The following is a 17058-nucleotide window of genomic DNA, read 5'->3' on the forward strand; positions in this document are numbered from 1 at the left end:
GGCCGGCGGTTTTCGTGTCACCTTTTCGTCCCCCATCCATTTCAATCCGGCAGCAGCGCCCGCAGGCGCAATCTTCCCGTTTCCGCCCAGAATAGTCTTTTGCGACAGGCACGAAATGTCGCCCTTGGTGTTAGCACCCGACCTGAAAGGAGTATGCGGCACGCTCTAAAGCCAAGTCGTGGACCCGGGTCGCAATGCGTAAAAATTTGCCGAGTTCTATCTTTTGCACGCGCCCTTTTGCACACGCCTTGGAGGAGACATGGCGAGTCTTTCCTGGATCCCGCTTCTGGCCTTTGTCCTTTCCGTGGCCTTTTGCCTCGGCTTTCGCGGGCTGGCACGCGAATGGTATCTCATCGACGTCCCGGACGCCCGCAAGACGCATGACGGAAATGTCCCGCTTTGCGGAGGCATCGCCATTTTTCTGTCGTTTTCCGTTGCCGCGCTGCTGGCGCTCGGCGTTTCCGGTCATGCCAATGCCGTGACCCTGCTGCCGGGGCTGGTGCTGATCCTCGTTACCGGCGTTCTCGATGACCGCTTCAATCTGCCCGTAGCGCCACGCCTTGCGATTCAGCTGCTGGCAGCCTTCCTGATGCTGGGCATGGCCGGGGTTTGGCAGATCTATCTGGGCCTTGCCCCGGACGGGATCGCAACGCCCGCCGCTGACATGCTGATCCAGCTTCTTACCGGACCGCTTTTCCTCTTCATCGCGCTTGCTTTCATTGTCGGCCTCGTCAACGCGGTCAATATGAGCGATGGCGTCGACGGACTGGCGGGATCCGCGAGCGCCGCCGCCTTCTTCTGGCTGGCCGTCATCGGCTTCGGCGTGGGCGAGCATCGCCTCGGCCTGCAGGCCCTCGCCATTGCCGCCGCCTGCCTCGGCTTTCTGGTCTTCAACATGCGGCACCGCTGGCGCGCGAAGGCAAGCCTTTTCCTCGGCGATGGCGGCAGCACCTTTCTGGGCGCAGCCCTTGCCGGATTTATCCTCATCCTCGCAAGCCGAACAGCCGCCGTCCCCTTTCCCGTCCTGATCTGGATCGTCATCGTGCCAGTCATCGATACGCTGAGCCTGATCGTGCGCCGCATGTCGGCGCGCCGGAGCCCCTTCTCGCCAGACCGGCAGCATCTGCATCATCTGCTGATGGATGCAGGGCTTTCCTGTGGGCAAACAGCCGTCGCCATCATGGGGCTCAACCTCATCGCCGGTGCCGTCGCCTATGTCGCCGTCCGGTTCGACATGCCTGTCTGGCCGATGCTTCTGGCGCTGGCGATCCCCGCTGCGACGCACACGCTTTTCGTACTGCACATGACCAGAGGTCCGCGTCAGGCCGTCGCCGCCTCAATGGCCGAGGCCAATCCGGCCACCAAACCGAAAATCACTTATCCCGGGGCAACTTCATGAATGTTTCCGTACTCATCATGACGCTGAACGAAGAGGTCAACCTGCCGGCCTGCCTGGCATCGCTGGACTGGTGCGACGATATCGTCGTGCTCGATTCCTTCAGCAGCGACCGCACGGTCGAAATCGCCAGGGCAGCAGGCGCCCGCGTTTTCCAGCGCGCCTACAACACCGAGGACCGCCAGCGCATGTATGGCCTGACGGAAATCAAATTCAAGCATGACTGGGTATACACGCCTGACGCGGACGAGATCACCCCGCCGGATCTGCGTGACGAAATGCTGGCAATCGCCGCCGACCCCGACCGGCCGGAGGTGTTCTTCAAGGCGCGTTACAAGAACATGTTCATGGGGCGCTGGATTCGTCATGCCAGCCTCTATCCCACCTGGATCACACGGCTGGTGAGGCCGGACCGCGTGCGGTTCGAACGTTCGGTGCATTCGCGCGCCAGCGGCGGGCCGGAAGGTGCCTTGCAGGCCCATTTCATCCATTACAGCTTCAACAAGGGCCTCGAAGCCTGGTACGACAAACATAATCGCTATTCTTCCGCCGAGGCTGATCTGTCCGCCTCGCGCCAGCTCGAACGCAAGATCGACTGGGGCGGCATGCTTTCGGCAGTGCCGGAACGGCGGCGGCGGGCGCTGAAATCGCTTTCCTATCACATGCCGTTCAGGCCGGGCCTGCGCTTTCTCTACATGTACCTGCTGCGCGGCGGCTTTCTCGACGGCAAGCCCGGCTATCTCTATTGCCGCCTGCTTTCGGCCTACGAGTTCATGATCGTGGTCAAGATGGAAGAGCAACGCCAGCGCCGGTTGGCCACCCTCGCGGAAACAACTCCGGCGAGGCAACCGCTGGAAACCGAAGCACCAGAACGGCGTATGGTATGATGCTTCTCGTCGTTCTGCCCTGCGCCATCCTGTTCGGGATTGCCGCGATGTTCTTCTCGCAACCGGTCCTGACCTTGCAGGACGATGGCGGCAGGGCGGATGTCATCGTCGTGCCGGGAGGAGACGGCCCGCCCCGCGCGGCGCAGGCCGCACGCCTTTGGAAGGAAGGCCGCTCGCCGGTGATCCTCGTTACCGGCGATGGCGACTGCCTCTATAACAAGCGGATCATGGTGCGCAACGGCGTGAACCCGTCGGCGATCTTCGTCGAATGCCAGTCGGGCAGCACCTGGCAGAACGCGCAATTTTCCGCTCCCGTCCTGCGCGAAATCCGGGCCAGAAGCGCACTGGTCGTAACCAACTGGTATCACTCGCGCCGGGCCATAGCGAGCTTTCGCGCCGCCTGCCCGCAGATGCGCTTCATCTCGTCACCCATCGGCGGCGATGACGGACGCCCCGGCTTTCCGGCAACGCCCGCAGACATGGAACTCGTCGCCAAGGAATATGTGAAGCTCGGCTGGTATCTGGTTTCGGGCCGCATTTTCCCGCACGATCTTTCCGCGGGCGAACCCGCGCCCGACCTTTCAGACACATGCGCTGCGGCGGGGGTCACGCAATGAACCTGTCGCTCACCTGGATCTTTGTCGGCTTCGTCCTCTACCTTCTGGCTGGCGGCCTCTTCTCCCGGCCGGAGCGCATGTATCAGTTTCCCTTCCTTGCCGGGGTGATGACCTTCGGTTTCCTGCTGCCGCAGCTCCCGGCTCTCGTCTATGACCAGTTCCTGCCTTCCGGCGCTTATGCCAAGACGATGATCATGGGCATCCTGTCATTCGCAATGCTTGTGATCGGGTGGCGGATGACGAAAAAGCCGATCCGGTTTCTCCGCATGAGTTTCAGCGAGCGGCGCCTGATCTGGGCCGCAGCAGGGCTGTCGGCTTTCGGCGCCGTATTCTATTTTCTCCTGAGCCGTCTTCCCGGAGATGTCTCCATCGGCATGCAGATGACCGGAATGCCTGTTGTCTACCTCTTCTTCGCGCAGCTCATGCCCTATGGTCTTGCCATCGCCGTCCTGTGTTTTGCGCGGCGTCCCTCATGGTCGGCGCTGGCGATCATCCTGTTCGATCTGGTTTTCTATCTGGACCGGATTCTGGTGACGGGAAAACGGGCAGAGACAATTCAGCTCGTCCTCATGTTCCTTCTCGCCTTCTGGTTCTACCGGCGGATCGTCGTGCCTCGAACCGTCATGGCGATCGGCATCCTCGCCGGCACTTTCCTGATGACCAGCATGGGCGATTATCGACAGGTCACCCGCACGGATGCTAGTTTCGTTCTCGATGAGATTCTGGAAATCGACTATGCCGCCAATTTCCGCAGCACCCTTGAGCGCGGCGGCCCCGAAATGCGCAATGCCGTGCAGCGCATCGATGAAATCGACCGTCGGCTGGAATTCGACTACGGCAAATATCACTGGAACCGGATCATCTTCACATTCGTTCCGGCGCAGCTCGTCGGCGGCGACGTCAAGGAAGCGCTCTATCTCAACGTCCCCGAACCCAGCCGCGATTACAATCCGCTGACCGGCACCACCGAGACCGGGCTGGTCGACGCATTTTCGTCGTTCTGGTATTTCGGCGCGCTGAAATTCCTGGTGCTCGCCTGGGCGATGCGCAGGCTCTGGGAAACCGCGATGGCGGGCGAAATGCTCGGCCAGCTGGTTTACATGCTTTCCATCGTCCCGGCCATGCATTCCATTTCCCACCACACGGATTGGGTCGTGCCGGTCTGGATTCACATGTCATTGTTCCTCATTCCCGTTCTTTCGTTCTGCGTGATCCGCAATCGATCGATCCACCTGCCGCTTCCGGCATCGCCCAGCGGCAAGCTTCAGGAAGGATGGTCATCATGACCGTAACGTCGAACCACAATGCACTCGGAGAAGGCATCAGGGGCAGAATGAATGCGTCGCGTCCGCTTGAGGGCGGGGCGACCTTCACGCTCGGGCATCGCGTCCAGCGCCTGTGCTGGCAGGCAAGCTGGCTGCTGCTCGCCGCATGGACGCCGTCCTTCCTGTGGCGCTGGCGCGGCGCGGTGCTGCGCGCCTTCGGTGCGAGGCTGCACAAGACGGCCATCGTGCGCGGCAGCGCCCGCATCTGGTGGCCGGGCAACCTGACCATGGGCGCGCATTCATCGCTTGGTCCCGGCGCGCTATGCTACAACGTGGCCCATGTGACGCTTGCGCCTTTCGCCATCGTCTCGCAGCGCGCGCATCTGTGCACGGCCGGACATAATATCGATCAGGCCGACTTTCCGCTGACGGCGGCGCCCATTCATGTAGGCGCTTATGGCTGGGTTGCGGCGGAAGCCTTCGTCGGACCGGGGGTGAATATCGGTGAAGGGGCGGTTCTGGGCGCACGCGGGGTCAGTTTCCGCGACATGGAACCTTGGATGGTCTATGCGGGCAATCCGGCCAAGCCGGTGCGGCCAAGGCGAAAGCCCTGACCCTCAGCTTGCAGTAACGGACCGGAGCGCCTTGCGGCTTGCAACCGCGTCCGGCTTTTGTGACTGAAAATCCTGATAGGCCGCAATCGTCTGGACCGCGATGCGCGGCCAGGTGTAATTGTCGCGCACCAGTTTTGCACCGGCGACACCCATCCGCGCCGCGCGATCCGGGTCTTCCAGAATCCGCTCAAGCGCCACAGCGACCGCCATCGGATCAAGCGGGGAAACAATACCGGCCCCCGCCTCGCCCACCTCCGGAAAATGGCAGGCATCGGTAATCGCCACCGGCACGCCGCAGGCAAGCGCCTCGGTAATGGCGACGCTGAACCCCTCCTGACGGCTGGGCAGGCAGAAACAGGCCGCTCGCTTGAGGGCGGCGATCTTGGCCGGGCCGTAAAGCCCGCCGGTCATGTGCACGCGCTCTTGCAGCCCGTATTGACGGATACGCTCGCGAAATTCGTCTTCCGCCCCGCCATCGGGACCAGCCACCACCAGATCGACATCGGGAAACAGGGGTGCAACCCGGCGAAAGGCATCGGCAAGAATGTCGAGACCCTTCTTGTAGTGAAGCCGCGACAGAAACAGCACATAGGGCCGTCCGGGCAAGCCGCCCACATCGGCCTCTCCCCCCTCCACCTCGTTCAGAAAAATCCCGTTCGGGATAATCACCGGCGGAGCCTTCAGGCCCAGGGGCCGCATCAGCTCGATCTCATCCGCATTCAGCGCATGAATAAAGGCCGCGCCGTCGAGCATCCGGCGAAACCCCAGCCTCATCGCGAGTTTCTTCTTCCACGCGCTTTGCTGCATGCTCCACACGTCGAGCATCCCGCAGCAGCACACGCAATAGGGCACGGAAAAGCGGCGGCAGAGCATCGATGCGCGCAACAGATTGGTTTCCCACACGCCATGCAGATGCACGAAATCCGTGGCCCGCAACAGTGCCTCCATCGCCTTCGCTGCGGCGCTTCCAGACAGCGTCTCGCGCAGATCGGGCATCGGCAGCAACAGGGTGCGCACCCTGTCGAACCCGGGAATTGCAGCAGTCGCCGCGACAGCGCGACTGCTCACCTCATCGTCACTGTAGCTTACGATTGTCACCTCATGGCCGAGCGCCGCCTGTGCCGCTGCCAGCCGCACCACGACCGCCTGCGGCCCGCCCTTCGCAGGATCGTAGGAGCCGATGACATGGACGATGTTCATGCCGCCCTCTCCCCGAATATCGCCGCAGCAAGCCTTTCGCCATAGCGTGACAGGGTATAATCGGCCGCACGCTCGCGTGCATTTTCCCCCATCCGTTCCAGTGCCGCCGGATTGCCCGCCAGTTCCCGCAAGATTTCGGACGTCTCCCTGACGTCGCGGATCGGCACGATGTAGCCATCGACACCGTTGCGAACCACGCTGCCAGTGTTCTCGGTACAGATCACGGGCAGTCCTGCGGCCAATGCTTCATAAACGGAAATCGCCGACCCTTCGCACAAGGACGGAAGCAGGAAAGCATCGGCCCATTCAAACTGCTTGCGCATTTCGCTGCGCGGAATGGGGCCGGTCAGTTCAACTGTTGCAGCCAGCTTTGCCTGCGCGTCGGGCAGGAGTTCCAGCGGCCCCACCATCCGGAACTCCGCCTGCTCCGCCAGCAGTTTTGAAACCGCGCCGACATAGGGCGAGCCCTTGCGCAACCCCACCGCGCCCACCGTCAACACGCGCAATTTACCCGGCGCCCGCGCCTTTCGTTCGATCTGGAAGCGTGTATCGACCCCGGTCGGAACCACCACGATCTTTTCGGGCGCGCAGCCTTCCTCGGCAACATGACGGGCAACGAAAGGCGACGGACACACGACCAGATCGGCGAGCTGCCATTCGGTTCGCTCACGTTCCGCGAAAGCCTCGCAATAGCCATCGTCTTCGACTGGCAATTGCCAGCCCGGATTCAGCAATTCCTCTTCCTGCCCCAGCCGATCGACAATCGCGCGCGGCGCGATGACCTGATCGACAGCGGTCCACAGCCCCGCTTTCCGCGCAGCAGACAGCACTTCCACGGCTTCGCCGCTGAACGCATAGACCCCGCCCGCGCCGTGGAAACCGCTTTCGGCCACCAACCTGCCGAATGTTTCGCCCGCCCAGATCGCATTGGCGGTGGATTTCGGCCCGGTCTGGTTCGCCAGCCTGCGGATAGCGGAATGCAGTCCGAAAACCGGAAAGGTCGTCATCTGCTTCAGTGGGATTCCCTGCGGCTTGCGCCCGACCAGCCGGCGCACCGAGGATGGGAGCGCATTGGGCGGAACGTTACCGAGCAGACGCGGCCATCCCTGAAAGGCGCAGATATCCGTATAGAAATGCGCCAGCCTCTGATTGTTTGCGAAAATGCGCGGGACCGCATAATGCCGGCGCGCGCCAAGCTGGCTGACAACGACCGAGCCTTCCATCACAGTTCCCTCGGCTGGAACTGGCGGTCGAGAACCGGCATGGCCTGCGGCACCACCTTTTCCTCAAGCCGCGAGATGGCGGACTGCCAGACGGCTGCGCCATATTCCCGCGAATAGGCGGTTTCCATCAGATAGCGGGCATTGTTGCCCATCGACATGCGTCCGACCGGCGAGTGGCGCAGATGAAGGATCGCATCGACCAGCGCATCGACATCGCCCGGCCTCAGCGCCATGCCGCACTGGAAATCGCGGACAATCGTGCCGATCTCGCCTTCCGTGTCGCCGATGAAGATTGTCGGGCGGGCGGCGGCAAGGACGCCGTAAAACTTGCTGGGGACGATGCAATGTTCCAGTTCCGGCTTCAGCGAAACCAGATGCACATTGGCCGCGCCAAGGCTTTCGGAAAGCTTTTCCACGGGCTGGAACGGCTTCATCATCACATTGGTGAGGCCCCGCCGCCTGACCTCGCTTTCGACGAAACCGCGCTGCTGCCCTTCACCGATCATCAAAAACACTATGCTTTTCATGTGCTTGAGCCGCTCGGCTGCATCAAGCACCGTCTGAAACTCATGCGCGCGCCCGAAATTGCCCGAATAGCCGATGACGAATTTGCGCCCGAGGCCCCAGGCGCGACGGAGCGGATTTTGCGCGGGTTCCACCGGAACGATCTCGTTTCGGTCAGCCCAGTGGTGAACCACGCTCAGGCTTTCCGCCGGAATGTCCCGCGTCGAAAGATAATGCGCCATGCGCTCGATCGGACAGATGGTCAGCGCCGACTGGCGCATCGACCAGTTGCGCAGGATCAGCGCAAGCTTGCCGGAAACCGTATTGGACCTGATGAGCCCCAGTTCCATCGCCGTTTCGGGAAAAAGGTCCATCACCCAGTTGACGAGCTTTGCCCGGCGAAGACGGACGGGCAGCGCAGCCGAAACCGACAGAAGCGGCGGATCGGTGCAGACGACGCAGACATCGTCCTTTTTGGCATTGGACGCGAACCATACGGCAGCGGACAGATGGAAGGTCGCATAATCGACCGCACGCCCCACGAGCCTGCCCCGACCGAAGCCGGAGGTCCATATGCGGTGCACATCCACGCCGCCGATGGTCTCGCGCGCCGGGAGCACGTCCTTTCGCCGGTCGTGATAGCTGCGGCTTGCCAGCACCGTCGTTTCGATGCCTTCGCGCACCAGCGTGTGGGCAAGGCTCGTCACCATCCGGCTCGTCGCCGACTGGTCCGGATAGTAGTAACGATTGGCAAGCACCACACGCATGATTTCGCTTCCTGTGCATGTTTCTCTTGAACAGAGGATCGCAACAGCGCAGCCGAACCCGCAAGAAACACAAAGGCATGGCAGGCACCGACAGCGGGCGAACCGCCTACCTCTTTGGGTGAAACAGGCCATGCCGGGCGCGCCGCCAGCCTCATCCTAAGAGGGAGGTTACCGCCCGCGATTGCCGTTTTGGAGCCGTTCTGCCCGCGCCGGAAATCGCTAACATGGCTTCATCGAGTTTCTGATCGGAGGCAGGGTCTTGCAGGAGAAAACAGCTCTCATCGTCGGTGTGACCGGACAGGACGGCGCTTATCTAAGCGAGCTTCTGCTCAAGAAAGGCTATCGCGTGCATGGTCTGAAACGGCGGTCTTCCTCGTTCAACACGGCCCGCATCGACCATCTCTATCAGGACCCGCACGAAGACGACATTCGCTTTCGCCTGCATTTCGGCGACCTGACGGATGCGACCAATCTGTGCCGGGTCATTCAGGAAGTGCGGCCCGACGAGATTTACAATCTCGGCGCCCAGAGCCATGTGCAGGTGAGCTTTGAAACGCCTGAATACACGGCAAATGCCGATGCGCTCGGCACGCTTCGCCTGCTTGAATCCATGCGGATTCTGGGGCTCGGCAAGACATGCCGCTTCTACCAGGCTTCCACATCGGAGCTTTTCGGCAACAGCTCGCCCACGGCCCAGAACGAACAGACGCCTTTTGCGCCGCGCAGCCCTTATGCGACCGCGAAGCTCTATGCCTACTGGACAACGGTCAATTATCGGGACGCCTATGGCTTCCATGCCTCCAACGGCATTTTGTTCAATCACGAAAGCCCGCTACGCGGCGAGACCTTCGTCACCCGCAAGATCACGCGGGCCGTCGCGGCAATCGAACGCGGCCTTCAGGACAGGCTTCGCCTCGGCAATCTCGATGCCCGCCGCGACTGGGGCCATGCCCGTGATTATGTCGAGGGCATGTGGCGCATCCTGCAGGAAGATGTTCCCGACGATTATGTGCTTGCCACCGGCGAAACGCATACGGTGCGTGAATTTGTCGAACACGCCTTCAAGGCGGTCGACAAGGAGATCGAATGGCAGGGCGACGGCGTGGAGGAGATTGGCCGCGACCGCAAATCCGGCAATTGCCTGATCGAGATCGATCCGCGCTATTTCCGCCCGAACGAAGTCGATTTCCTGCTCGGCGATGCCTCCAAGGCGAGAAACCGCCTCGGCTGGCAGCATACGACCGGCTTCGACAATCTCGTCGCCGAAATGGTCGACTGGGATTTGCGCAACATCATGCGGGAGGTCGGACGCAATGACTTCTACGGCTGAGATCGCCCCTCTCTATTCGCTCGAAGGCAAGAAAATCTTCGTTGCCGGGCATACGGGCATGGTCGGTTCGGCCATCCTTCGCCGCCTGCAAGACACGGATTGCGACATCATCACTGCCGCGCATAACACGCTCGACCTGACCCGGCAGGGACCGACGGAAAATTTCATCAGCGGTCGCAAGCCGGATGTCATCATCATCGCCGCCGCCCGCGTCGGCGGTATTCTTGCCAATTCGCAATATCCGGCGGATTTTCTATACGACAATCTCGCCATCGGCATGAACCTCATCCGCGCCGCCCACCAGAACGGCGTCGAGCGCCTCTTGTGGCTCGGCTCAAGCTGCATCTATCCCCGCGACGCGGCGCAGCCGCTCACCGAGGACGCGCTGCTGACCGGCCCTCTGGAGCCGACAAATGAAGCCTATGCCATCGCCAAGATCGCCGGACTGAAATATGCCGAGGCCTGCGCGCGGCAATATGGCAACCGCTTCATGACGGCGATGCCGACCAATCTCTACGGCCCGAACGACAATTTCGATCCCGAAAGCTCGCATGTGCTGCCAGCGCTAATCCGGCGGATTCATGAGGCCAAGGTGCGCGGCATCGATCACGTCACGCTGTGGGGCAGCGGCAAGCCCTTGCGGGAATTTTTGCATGTGGACGACCTTGCCGATGCCTGCCTGCACATGCTGCGCTTCTATGACGGCATCGAGCCGATGAATATCGGAACGGGCGACGAGATTTCGATCAGGGACCTGGCGCTCACCGTCGCCCGCGCCGTCGGCTACGAGGGCCGCTTCGAGCATGATCTCAGCAAGCCCGACGGCACGCCGCGCAAGCTTCTCGACACGTCGCGCATGCGGGCGCTTGGCTGGAAACCGCGCATCCGTCTGGAAGACGGCCTGCGCGACGTCTATCGCGATTGGGCGCGGGAAACCGCCGATCCTGTCGCGGCCTGAAAACCGGCGCTGAAAAATTCCTAATCCTGACTGAATCTTGGCTGAAGAAAAAGCTCGCCCTATGAGGGCGAGCCGCCGACCCTGCTCATGTCGAGCTCGACGCGCAGGATATCGCCGGGCCTGATCTCCGTGCGCTCATCGGCAACGATATCCTGGAAACTTCCATCAACGATGCGGCTGATCGAGAAGATCAGCTTCTGGCGCAGCGTGGACGAGGCGATATTGCCGGAGGACTTGGCGATTTCGGCCATGGTCTGAAGCTGCGCATTGCTGCGGCGCTCCATCCGGGCAATGTTGAGGTCTATGTCCTGCAAGGCCGTCGCAGCCTCGCTCTTGCGGATTTCGTCCAGATTGGCGATGCGCTGCTGCATGGCAAGCTGGTTCTGCCTCGCCCGCGCGAGGAAGGAGGCAAGCTCCAGCGCGGCGCGCCGGGTCGCCGACAGATCGCGCTCCATGTCGCGCAGGTTGGACTTGGCGGCCAGCCCACGATCCACCAGCGACTTGCTGGAATCCACATTCTCCTGCAACAGCCCGATTTCCGTGTCGTGCAGCTTGATGCTCTGCTGCAAGGTCTCTATTTCGTCGCCATAGCTCGCGGCCTGCGCTTCCAGCGCCTGACGTTCAGCGGCGAGATTGTTGCGGCGGACATTGAAGACGGTCTTTTCCCCGTCCAGCATCTGCTGCGTCAGCGCCGCCGTTTCCTTGCTGGCGGCAGGCTGTTCCGGAAGGACATAGTTGAATTCCGTGCCGTTCAGTTCCGCCTCGAAGCGGGCGCGCCGTATCGTCATGGCGGTGATCTGCATCTGCAGATCCACATATTCCTGCTGGACGGTGATAAGCTGCATCCCGGCGGTCAGCGCCGGCGTCTCCGCTTTGCCGGCCCCGCCGCCCAGCGCCATCAGTTCAAGCGCCACCATGCCGGGCCGGAACTGGTATTTTCCCGGCGCCTTCACGTCGCCGACGACAAACACCGGCGCGTACTGGTTGATGGTTGCGGTAACCGTCAGGCCGGGAATGTGCTGCGACAGCGACCCGGCGATTTTCTCGCCGATCTCGTTGATGGTGAGCCCGCTCACCGGAATATTGCCCACGATCGGATAGCCGATATTGCCGTCCACATCGACCGGGTAAAGCCCCGTCAGGGACGGCTGGCCATAAACTGTCACCTGCAACACGTCGTTGGCCCCGACCCGGTAGGCCTGCCCTTCGCCAAGCGCGGCGAGGCTTCCGCCAACCAGAATGAGCCCCGCGAGCATGGTGGCCCGCAGATGGGCGGCGATGCGGTTTTTCATGATCCTGTGTGCCATTGGCTTGCCCTCACGCCTATTCCTGAACGCTGCCTGCGACCGGTTTTCGCCGTCGCGTGAAAATGCCGCCTATAGCCTGCCCCGTCTTGCGCAGGCCCAGCCCGCACAGCGCGACGGGAAGCGAGATCCAGCTTCGATAGGAGGCAATGTTCTGATTCACCACCGCCAGCGCCGGCTTGCGCCCGAAGGAGGCCATCGTCTGTATCAGCGCATTGGTTGCAAGCTGGTCCTGGCGGTCTGACTGGACCACGAGCAGCGCCGTATCGGTTGCCCGTGAAAGGAGAACCGAGCGCTTGTCTTCCATGACCGCCGGAAGATCGACGAGAATGATCTTGTGATCGGCGCGAAGCTGGGCAATCAGTTCGGCCAGCCAGTCTCCCTCGCGCATCAGGCTGTTCGGCTTGATGATATCGATACCGGAGCCATGGTCGTGCACGAGCGTCGCGCCGGTGAGCTGCCGACCGGTGGACACACCGCCAAAATCATTGTGCGGCAACCCGAAGGCCTCCGCCAGCCCCGACCGCCTGTTGGTCGCGTCGATGACTGCAACCGTCAGTCCGGTGGCGGCGATCTGTTGTGCGAGCGCGGTGATCAGCAGTGTCTTTCCTTCGCCGCTGGACAGGGAAACCACCGAAAGCGCCAGCGAATCCCGACCGCGCGTCAGCGCCCGAACACGATCATGCACGGACTTGATGGCGCGACCGAACGGGCTTGCCGGATCGAGACCGCGATTGACCAGAAGCGGCACGGTCATCTGCGGCGAGACCGGCAGCAGCGTCGCCGCCGGAATGCCGGGCAGCACCAGCGATGCCGTCTGTGCGGGCCTGATCTTGTCGAATGTTTCCTTCAGCATCGTGCCTGCAAGCGCAACCAGCCCGCCAAGCCCCAGCCCCAGCAACAGCCAGTTGGGCAGGTTCGGGCTGGCCTTGGCCATTGCCGGTTCCGCCGGAGAAATCATCTGCGCTTCCGGCGCAGCCATGCCGTCCTGCTCGATCAGTTGCTTGTAACGCGTCAGATAGCTTTCATAGACCGTGCGGCTGGCATTGGCTTCACGGTCAAGCTGCACGGCTTTCACCTGCGCCTGATTGGCCTCGGCAAGGTCGGCCTCCGCCTTCTTCAACGCTTCTTCCAGTCCACTGCGCCGCTGGCGCGCTATCTGGATTTCGTTGCCAAGGCTCTTGATGATATCGCCGACCTGGCTGGAAATCTGCTGTTTCAACGCTTCCTGTTCGGCTTTCAGCACGGGGATTTCGGCGCTCTTCAGCGCACCGTTCGACTGCAATTCGCCAAGCTGCCGCTCGACGCGCGCCTGCTCGCTGCGCAAGGTCTGGATCGCGGGCGACGCCAAAACTTCAGCCAGCGCGGGCGCTTCATCCTTATCCTTCAATTCTTCCGCCGTGCGCAGCCGCGCCTCGGCAAGCGAAACGGCGCCCGTTGCGGCGACGATCTCGCTGTTCAGCGCCGCCACGCGCTGGGCCTGAAAGCTGATCTGCCCCTGATCGCCCGCAAGCCGCGACTTCTGGCGGAATTCTTCCGCGGCACGCTCCGCGCTTTCAAGGTCGCTGCGCAAGTTCCCAAGCTTGTCGCCAAGCCACTCGCTGATGCGCCGCGTTGCCGATTGCTGCACGTCGATCTGGTGGTCGAGATAGGCCGTGGCGAACGCATTGGCGACCTGTGCCGCATAGACCCGGTCGGATGCGCGATAGGAAATGAAGATCGTGTAGGACCGTCCGTCATTGGTGACGCGCAACCGCGAAAGAAGCAGGTCTATCTGCTGGCGCTCACGCAGGGCCGGATCGACCTCGCGCGCGCCCTTGGCCTGCGACGCCGCATCCGAGGCGGACGACAAGACCGTGCGCGAGCGGAATTGCGTCGGCACGGTTATGTTCTCCGCTTGCAATATGTCGATGACCTTGCGCGCCATCATGCGGGAATTGATGATATCGAGTTCCGAACGCAGAACGGGACTGTCCTGCGGCAGCGGCGTGATGGCGCTTTCATTGGGAAGCGCCTGCAACCGCCGCATATCCAGCACCAGCACGGACTCCGACACATAACTGACCGGCGCTGTGAGATAGCCTGCAAAACCGACGCCAATGCCCGCGACCACCGGCACGATCAGCATCATTTTTCTGCGTTTTATAATGTCGAGCAGGTCAGCCACCGGCTGCCGCCCGTTTCCTGCCGAAACGTCGGAGATAATCACCCAAATTCTCCTTCACGGAATAGTTCAGTCCGCTGAATGTCCCCTTGCCCCTAAAGCGGGCGTCGGGTCGCGCCCTATTGCAGGTCGGAAAACGATGTTTCCGACGGGAACAGCTCGTTGATGATGCAAGCCACCTCGGTGCGGTTGGATGCCTTCAGCTTCTTCATGATGTTGCGGATATGAACCTTCACGGTGCTTTCCCGCAGTTTCAGTTCATAGGCGATGATCTTGTTCGCCTTGCCGCGGCGCAGCGCATTGACCACTTCGGCCTGGCGCTGGGTGAACATTCCGCCGAGAGGCTGCAGGCGCTGCGAATTCGGATCGGTGGCGTGCCGCAGGGCGAGCACGCTGCTGGCCGGCACGAAGGTTCCTCCCGCCATGGCAAGCCGCAATGCTTCGACGCAGACATTCACATTGACCGAGGTGGGGATATAACCCTTCACTCCATGGTCGAGCGCCTTGAGGACCTGCGAGATTTCTTCCTTGTCGGCCAGAAGAATGACGGGCGCCGGGGCGCAGTCCGTAACGATGCGATTGAGATAATTGCCGACCGCCGGGTCGGAAACCTTCTGGCCGCCGATATTGAAAAGCACCGCGCCCGCCGTGCGGCCCCGACGCTGATGCTGCCACTGCTCGAACGAGCTGAATGTGGCAATCGACATTTCGATACTGTGATTGGTCAATCCGTGTGCCAGGCACTCGCGATCCAGCGCACGGTTATCTATGATAACCAGCAACGGCAACACGCTGTCACTGGGCAGTTCAGGCTTGAAGGAAGCATCTCTTGTCGCTCCAAAGCCGTTATTCTTTATTTCAGTGGTTCTGTTGCTGAATTTTGGTGAAATGTTCATTTGTTCGCCCTCTAACCCAATTTAATTACACGCCTCCGTTTCTTGCGCATGACAATCAAGCATGCGCATCGGTTACCCTGTTTTATTGATCTTTGTGATATATAGACAACCAACGGGGGAAACTAGTCTGGAAAGTTGCCTGAAATTTTCTACAGTGTCATTAACCTAGATTAAGGGCTTCGGCAAAATATGGTTTAGAAGAAGCGCGGATATATACCCAATTAGTGGTAGAAATTACTACCTTGCCAAAACAACCGCCCTCGATAAAACTCTTGCGATGCCCCGCTTCCGGGCGAGAGCGGGGAAAAAACGAATGCGGGGACACCTGACTTAAAATTTATATTTCCTTTGCTGGGCGAAACGGCAGGTAGGCTCAATGGTGGTAAATGCCGACGAAGCAAAATCGCTGCGCCATTTTCTGGAAAGCGCGCCCATAGGCGCGGTTTTTGAAGAAAGCGATCTCAGCGTGCTCGCCGCCCTGCCCATGGCTTCCAAAACCTATGCCGCCCACACCGTGGTAAGCAGCCAGGGAGACTGGGCCAATTCGGTCCATATCATAAAGAGCGGCTGGGGCTGCATCTATCGCGATCTTCCCGATGGTGACCGCCAGATACTCGACTTTCCCATGAAAGGCGATTTTCTCGGTTTCCGCACCGGGCTCGGTTTCAACTATTACACGCTCATTTCGGTTACGGAGCTTTCCGTCCTCGAAATCTCGCTGGACCATCTCACCGAAAGCCTGCTCAAGTCGCCCCGCCTCGCCATGACGTTCATGGAACTGATGGCCCGGCAGCGTGCTATCCTGATCGAACATCTCATCAGCATCGGCCGCCGCAGCGCACTTGTTCGCATCGCGCATCTTCTGCTGGAACTCGGCCACCGGGCGCGCATCAACGGCACGGGCGACGAGAACAGCTTCTTTTGCCCGCTGACCCAGAGCGAACTTGCCGATGCGCTCGGGCTGACGCCGATCCATATCAACCGCATGCTGCGCGAACTTCGCGAAGACGAACTTCTTGTGTTCCGCAACAATGAGGTGGAGTTCTTCAACCGGTCCGCCCTCGTCCATATTTCCAGTTTCGACGAGCACTACCTGACCATGGAAATTTTTCCACGCGTCCGGATCAGCCGGTAGGTCCGGGTTTCCGGTTTTGCGGTTCTTCAACAGTTCGTCATTTGCGGCGGGCTGGAATAGTTGCTCTCGTCGTCCTAGATTCTGGAGACATATCAAGGGAGCGCACATCATGACCTACAGCAAGAACCCGGAAGCGATTGCCAGGCTGACGCCGGAGCAATATCGCGTCACGCAGGAAAGCGGCACCGAGCGCCCTGGAACCGGCGAATATCTCTATAACAAGGAGCCGGGAATCTATGTCGACATCGTTTCGGGCGAACCGCTTTTCGCCTCTGCCGACAAATATGAGTCCCATTGCGGCTGGCCCAGCTTCACAAAGCCCATCGAACCCGCCAATGTCGCGGAACTGACCGATGTTTCGCATGGCATGGTGCGGACGGAAGTGCGTTCGGCCCATGGCGACAGCCATCTGGGGCATGTCTTTCCTGACGGCCCGGTCGATCGCGGCGGGCTTCGCTACTGCATCAATTCCGCATCGCTGCGCTTCATTCCGAAGGACCGGATGGAAGCCGAAGGATATGGCCAGTATCTCGACCAGGTCGAAGATATCGGCTGAACGGAAGTCAAATCAAAGGCATGGCCGTGCGAAGTATTTGAAATAAACTTTGTGCGATTTGAAATTAATCCGGGTCCGGATTAATTGATCCACAGCCATTCCTTGCCCCTACGAAGTAAGACTTCTTTCTGTCGCAATGATCACTAATCTGATTTCGCGCACCGCTTCGGCGGAATCAGGCAAATGCGCAGCCTCGGTATGATTATGCTATCACCACACATACCGAGGCTTTTTGGGGCTAT

The 17058-nt window shown here is 60.8% G+C and carries 15 protein-coding genes; 9 read left to right on the top strand and 6 right to left on the bottom strand.

The window, feature by feature from the left end:
• Positions 1-259 precede the first annotated feature (259 nt).
• Genes JNC63_RS01165 through JNC63_RS01185 form a run of 5 tightly spaced genes read left to right on the top strand, consistent with a single transcriptional unit; the run spans position 260 to position 4779 of the window.
• Positions 260-1399 carry an MraY family glycosyltransferase gene (locus JNC63_RS01165; protein ID WP_075041504.1) on the top strand — a complete coding sequence of 380 codons (1140 nt, stop codon included), beginning with the start codon at positions 260-262 and terminating at the stop codon, positions 1397-1399.
• Positions 1396-2283 carry a glycosyltransferase family 2 protein gene (locus JNC63_RS01170; protein ID WP_075041505.1) on the top strand — a complete coding sequence of 296 codons (888 nt, stop codon included), beginning with the start codon at positions 1396-1398 and terminating at the stop codon, positions 2281-2283. The genes JNC63_RS01165 and JNC63_RS01170 overlap by 4 nt, the downstream gene beginning before the upstream one ends.
• Positions 2283-2900, top strand: coding sequence for a YdcF family protein (locus tag JNC63_RS01175; RefSeq protein WP_025092056.1), 618 nt, complete (start codon positions 2283-2285; stop codon positions 2898-2900). The genes JNC63_RS01170 and JNC63_RS01175 overlap by 1 nt, the downstream gene beginning before the upstream one ends.
• On the top strand, positions 2897-4186 hold the full coding sequence (locus tag JNC63_RS01180; protein WP_075041506.1) for a hypothetical protein: 1290 nt from the start codon (positions 2897-2899) through the stop codon (positions 4184-4186). Before JNC63_RS01175 ends, JNC63_RS01180 begins: the two co-directional genes overlap by 4 nt.
• Complete coding sequence (locus JNC63_RS01185) at positions 4183-4779, top strand: putative colanic acid biosynthesis acetyltransferase (RefSeq protein WP_006470352.1); 597 nt, start codon at positions 4183-4185, stop codon at positions 4777-4779. Before JNC63_RS01180 ends, JNC63_RS01185 begins: the two co-directional genes overlap by 4 nt.
• A 3-nt stretch (positions 4780-4782) precedes the next feature.
• Here the strand turns inward: JNC63_RS01185 and JNC63_RS01190 are convergent, their stop codons facing one another.
• Genes JNC63_RS01190 through JNC63_RS01200 form a run of 3 tightly spaced genes read right to left on the bottom strand, consistent with a single transcriptional unit; the run spans position 4783 to position 8473 of the window.
• Positions 4783-5979, bottom strand: coding sequence for a glycosyltransferase (locus JNC63_RS01190; RefSeq protein ID WP_075041507.1), 1197 nt, complete (start codon positions 5977-5979; stop codon positions 4783-4785).
• Positions 5976-7202: a glycosyltransferase family 4 protein gene (locus JNC63_RS01195; protein WP_075041508.1), complete on the bottom strand. Its 1227-nt coding sequence runs from the start codon at positions 7200-7202 to the stop codon at positions 5976-5978. The genes JNC63_RS01190 and JNC63_RS01195 overlap by 4 nt, the downstream gene beginning before the upstream one ends.
• On the bottom strand, positions 7202-8473 hold the full coding sequence (locus JNC63_RS01200) for a glycosyltransferase family 4 protein (RefSeq protein ID WP_075041509.1): 1272 nt from the start codon (positions 8471-8473) through the stop codon (positions 7202-7204). Before JNC63_RS01200 ends, JNC63_RS01195 begins: the two co-directional genes overlap by 1 nt.
• A 259-nt stretch (positions 8474-8732) precedes the next feature.
• Between JNC63_RS01200 and gmd the strand changes: the two genes are divergently transcribed.
• Both gmd and JNC63_RS01210 read left to right on the top strand, forming a co-directional pair.
• Positions 8733-9803: a GDP-mannose 4,6-dehydratase gene (gene gmd / locus JNC63_RS01205; RefSeq protein ID WP_075041510.1), complete on the top strand. Its 1071-nt coding sequence runs from the start codon at positions 8733-8735 to the stop codon at positions 9801-9803.
• Positions 9787-10761: a GDP-L-fucose synthase family protein gene (locus JNC63_RS01210; RefSeq protein WP_075041511.1), complete on the top strand. Its 975-nt coding sequence runs from the start codon at positions 9787-9789 to the stop codon at positions 10759-10761. Before gmd ends, JNC63_RS01210 begins: the two co-directional genes overlap by 17 nt.
• Positions 10762-10820: 59 nt before the next feature.
• Here the strand turns inward: JNC63_RS01210 and JNC63_RS01215 are convergent, their stop codons facing one another.
• From JNC63_RS01215 to JNC63_RS01225, 3 genes are all read right to left on the bottom strand, one after another.
• Positions 10821-12068, bottom strand: coding sequence for a polysaccharide biosynthesis/export family protein (locus JNC63_RS01215; protein ID WP_075041512.1), 1248 nt, complete (start codon positions 12066-12068; stop codon positions 10821-10823).
• A gap of 16 nt (positions 12069-12084) precedes the next feature.
• Positions 12085-14274 (bottom strand): GumC family protein, encoded by a 2190-nt coding sequence (locus JNC63_RS01220; RefSeq protein ID WP_374846102.1) that lies wholly within the window; start codon positions 14272-14274, stop codon positions 12085-12087.
• A 74-nt stretch (positions 14275-14348) separates the two neighbouring features.
• Complete coding sequence (locus JNC63_RS01225; protein WP_006468628.1) at positions 14349-15125, bottom strand: response regulator transcription factor; 777 nt, start codon at positions 15123-15125, stop codon at positions 14349-14351.
• Between the two features lie 376 nt (positions 15126-15501).
• Between JNC63_RS01225 and JNC63_RS01230 the strand changes: the two genes are divergently transcribed.
• Entirely contained in the window at positions 15502-16260 is a 759-nt protein-coding gene (locus JNC63_RS01230; protein ID WP_075041514.1) for a Crp/Fnr family transcriptional regulator, read from the top strand.
• A gap of 109 nt (positions 16261-16369) precedes the next feature.
• Complete coding sequence (gene msrB, locus JNC63_RS01235; protein WP_006468626.1) at positions 16370-16816, top strand: peptide-methionine (R)-S-oxide reductase MsrB; 447 nt, start codon at positions 16370-16372, stop codon at positions 16814-16816.
• The last annotated feature ends 242 nt before the right edge of the window (positions 16817-17058 follow it).

Source organism: Brucella ciceri (assembly GCF_041930145.1).
In the GTDB taxonomy this organism is placed as follows: Bacteria; Pseudomonadota; Alphaproteobacteria; order Rhizobiales; family Rhizobiaceae; genus Brucella; species Brucella intermedia.

Excerpts from the sequence above, each read along its gene's own strand:
- JNC63_RS01165 (WP_075041504.1), top strand. The coding sequence starts at position 260 with ATGGCGAGTCTTTCCTGGATCCCGCTTCTGGCCTTTGTCCTTTCCGTG.
- JNC63_RS01170 (WP_075041505.1), top strand. The coding sequence starts at position 1,396 with ATGAATGTTTCCGTACTCATCATGACGCTGAACGAAGAGGTCAACCTG.
- JNC63_RS01175 (WP_025092056.1), top strand. The coding sequence starts at position 2,283 with ATGCTTCTCGTCGTTCTGCCCTGCGCCATCCTGTTCGGGATTGCCGCG.
- JNC63_RS01180 (WP_075041506.1), top strand. The coding sequence starts at position 2,897 with ATGAACCTGTCGCTCACCTGGATCTTTGTCGGCTTCGTCCTCTACCTT.
- JNC63_RS01185 (WP_006470352.1), top strand. The coding sequence starts at position 4,183 with ATGACCGTAACGTCGAACCACAATGCACTCGGAGAAGGCATCAGGGGC.
- JNC63_RS01190 (WP_075041507.1), bottom strand. The coding sequence starts at position 5,979 with ATGAACATCGTCCATGTCATCGGCTCCTACGATCCTGCGAAGGGCGGG.
- JNC63_RS01195 (WP_075041508.1), bottom strand. The coding sequence starts at position 7,202 with ATGGAAGGCTCGGTCGTTGTCAGCCAGCTTGGCGCGCGCCGGCATTAT.
- JNC63_RS01200 (WP_075041509.1), bottom strand. The coding sequence starts at position 8,473 with ATGCGTGTGGTGCTTGCCAATCGTTACTACTATCCGGACCAGTCGGCG.
- JNC63_RS01210 (WP_075041511.1), top strand. The coding sequence starts at position 9,787 with ATGACTTCTACGGCTGAGATCGCCCCTCTCTATTCGCTCGAAGGCAAG.
- JNC63_RS01215 (WP_075041512.1), bottom strand. The coding sequence starts at position 12,068 with ATGGCACACAGGATCATGAAAAACCGCATCGCCGCCCATCTGCGGGCC.
- JNC63_RS01225 (WP_006468628.1), bottom strand. The coding sequence starts at position 15,125 with ATGAACATTTCACCAAAATTCAGCAACAGAACCACTGAAATAAAGAAT.
- JNC63_RS01230 (WP_075041514.1), top strand. The coding sequence starts at position 15,502 with ATGGTGGTAAATGCCGACGAAGCAAAATCGCTGCGCCATTTTCTGGAA.
- msrB (WP_006468626.1), top strand. The coding sequence starts at position 16,370 with ATGACCTACAGCAAGAACCCGGAAGCGATTGCCAGGCTGACGCCGGAG.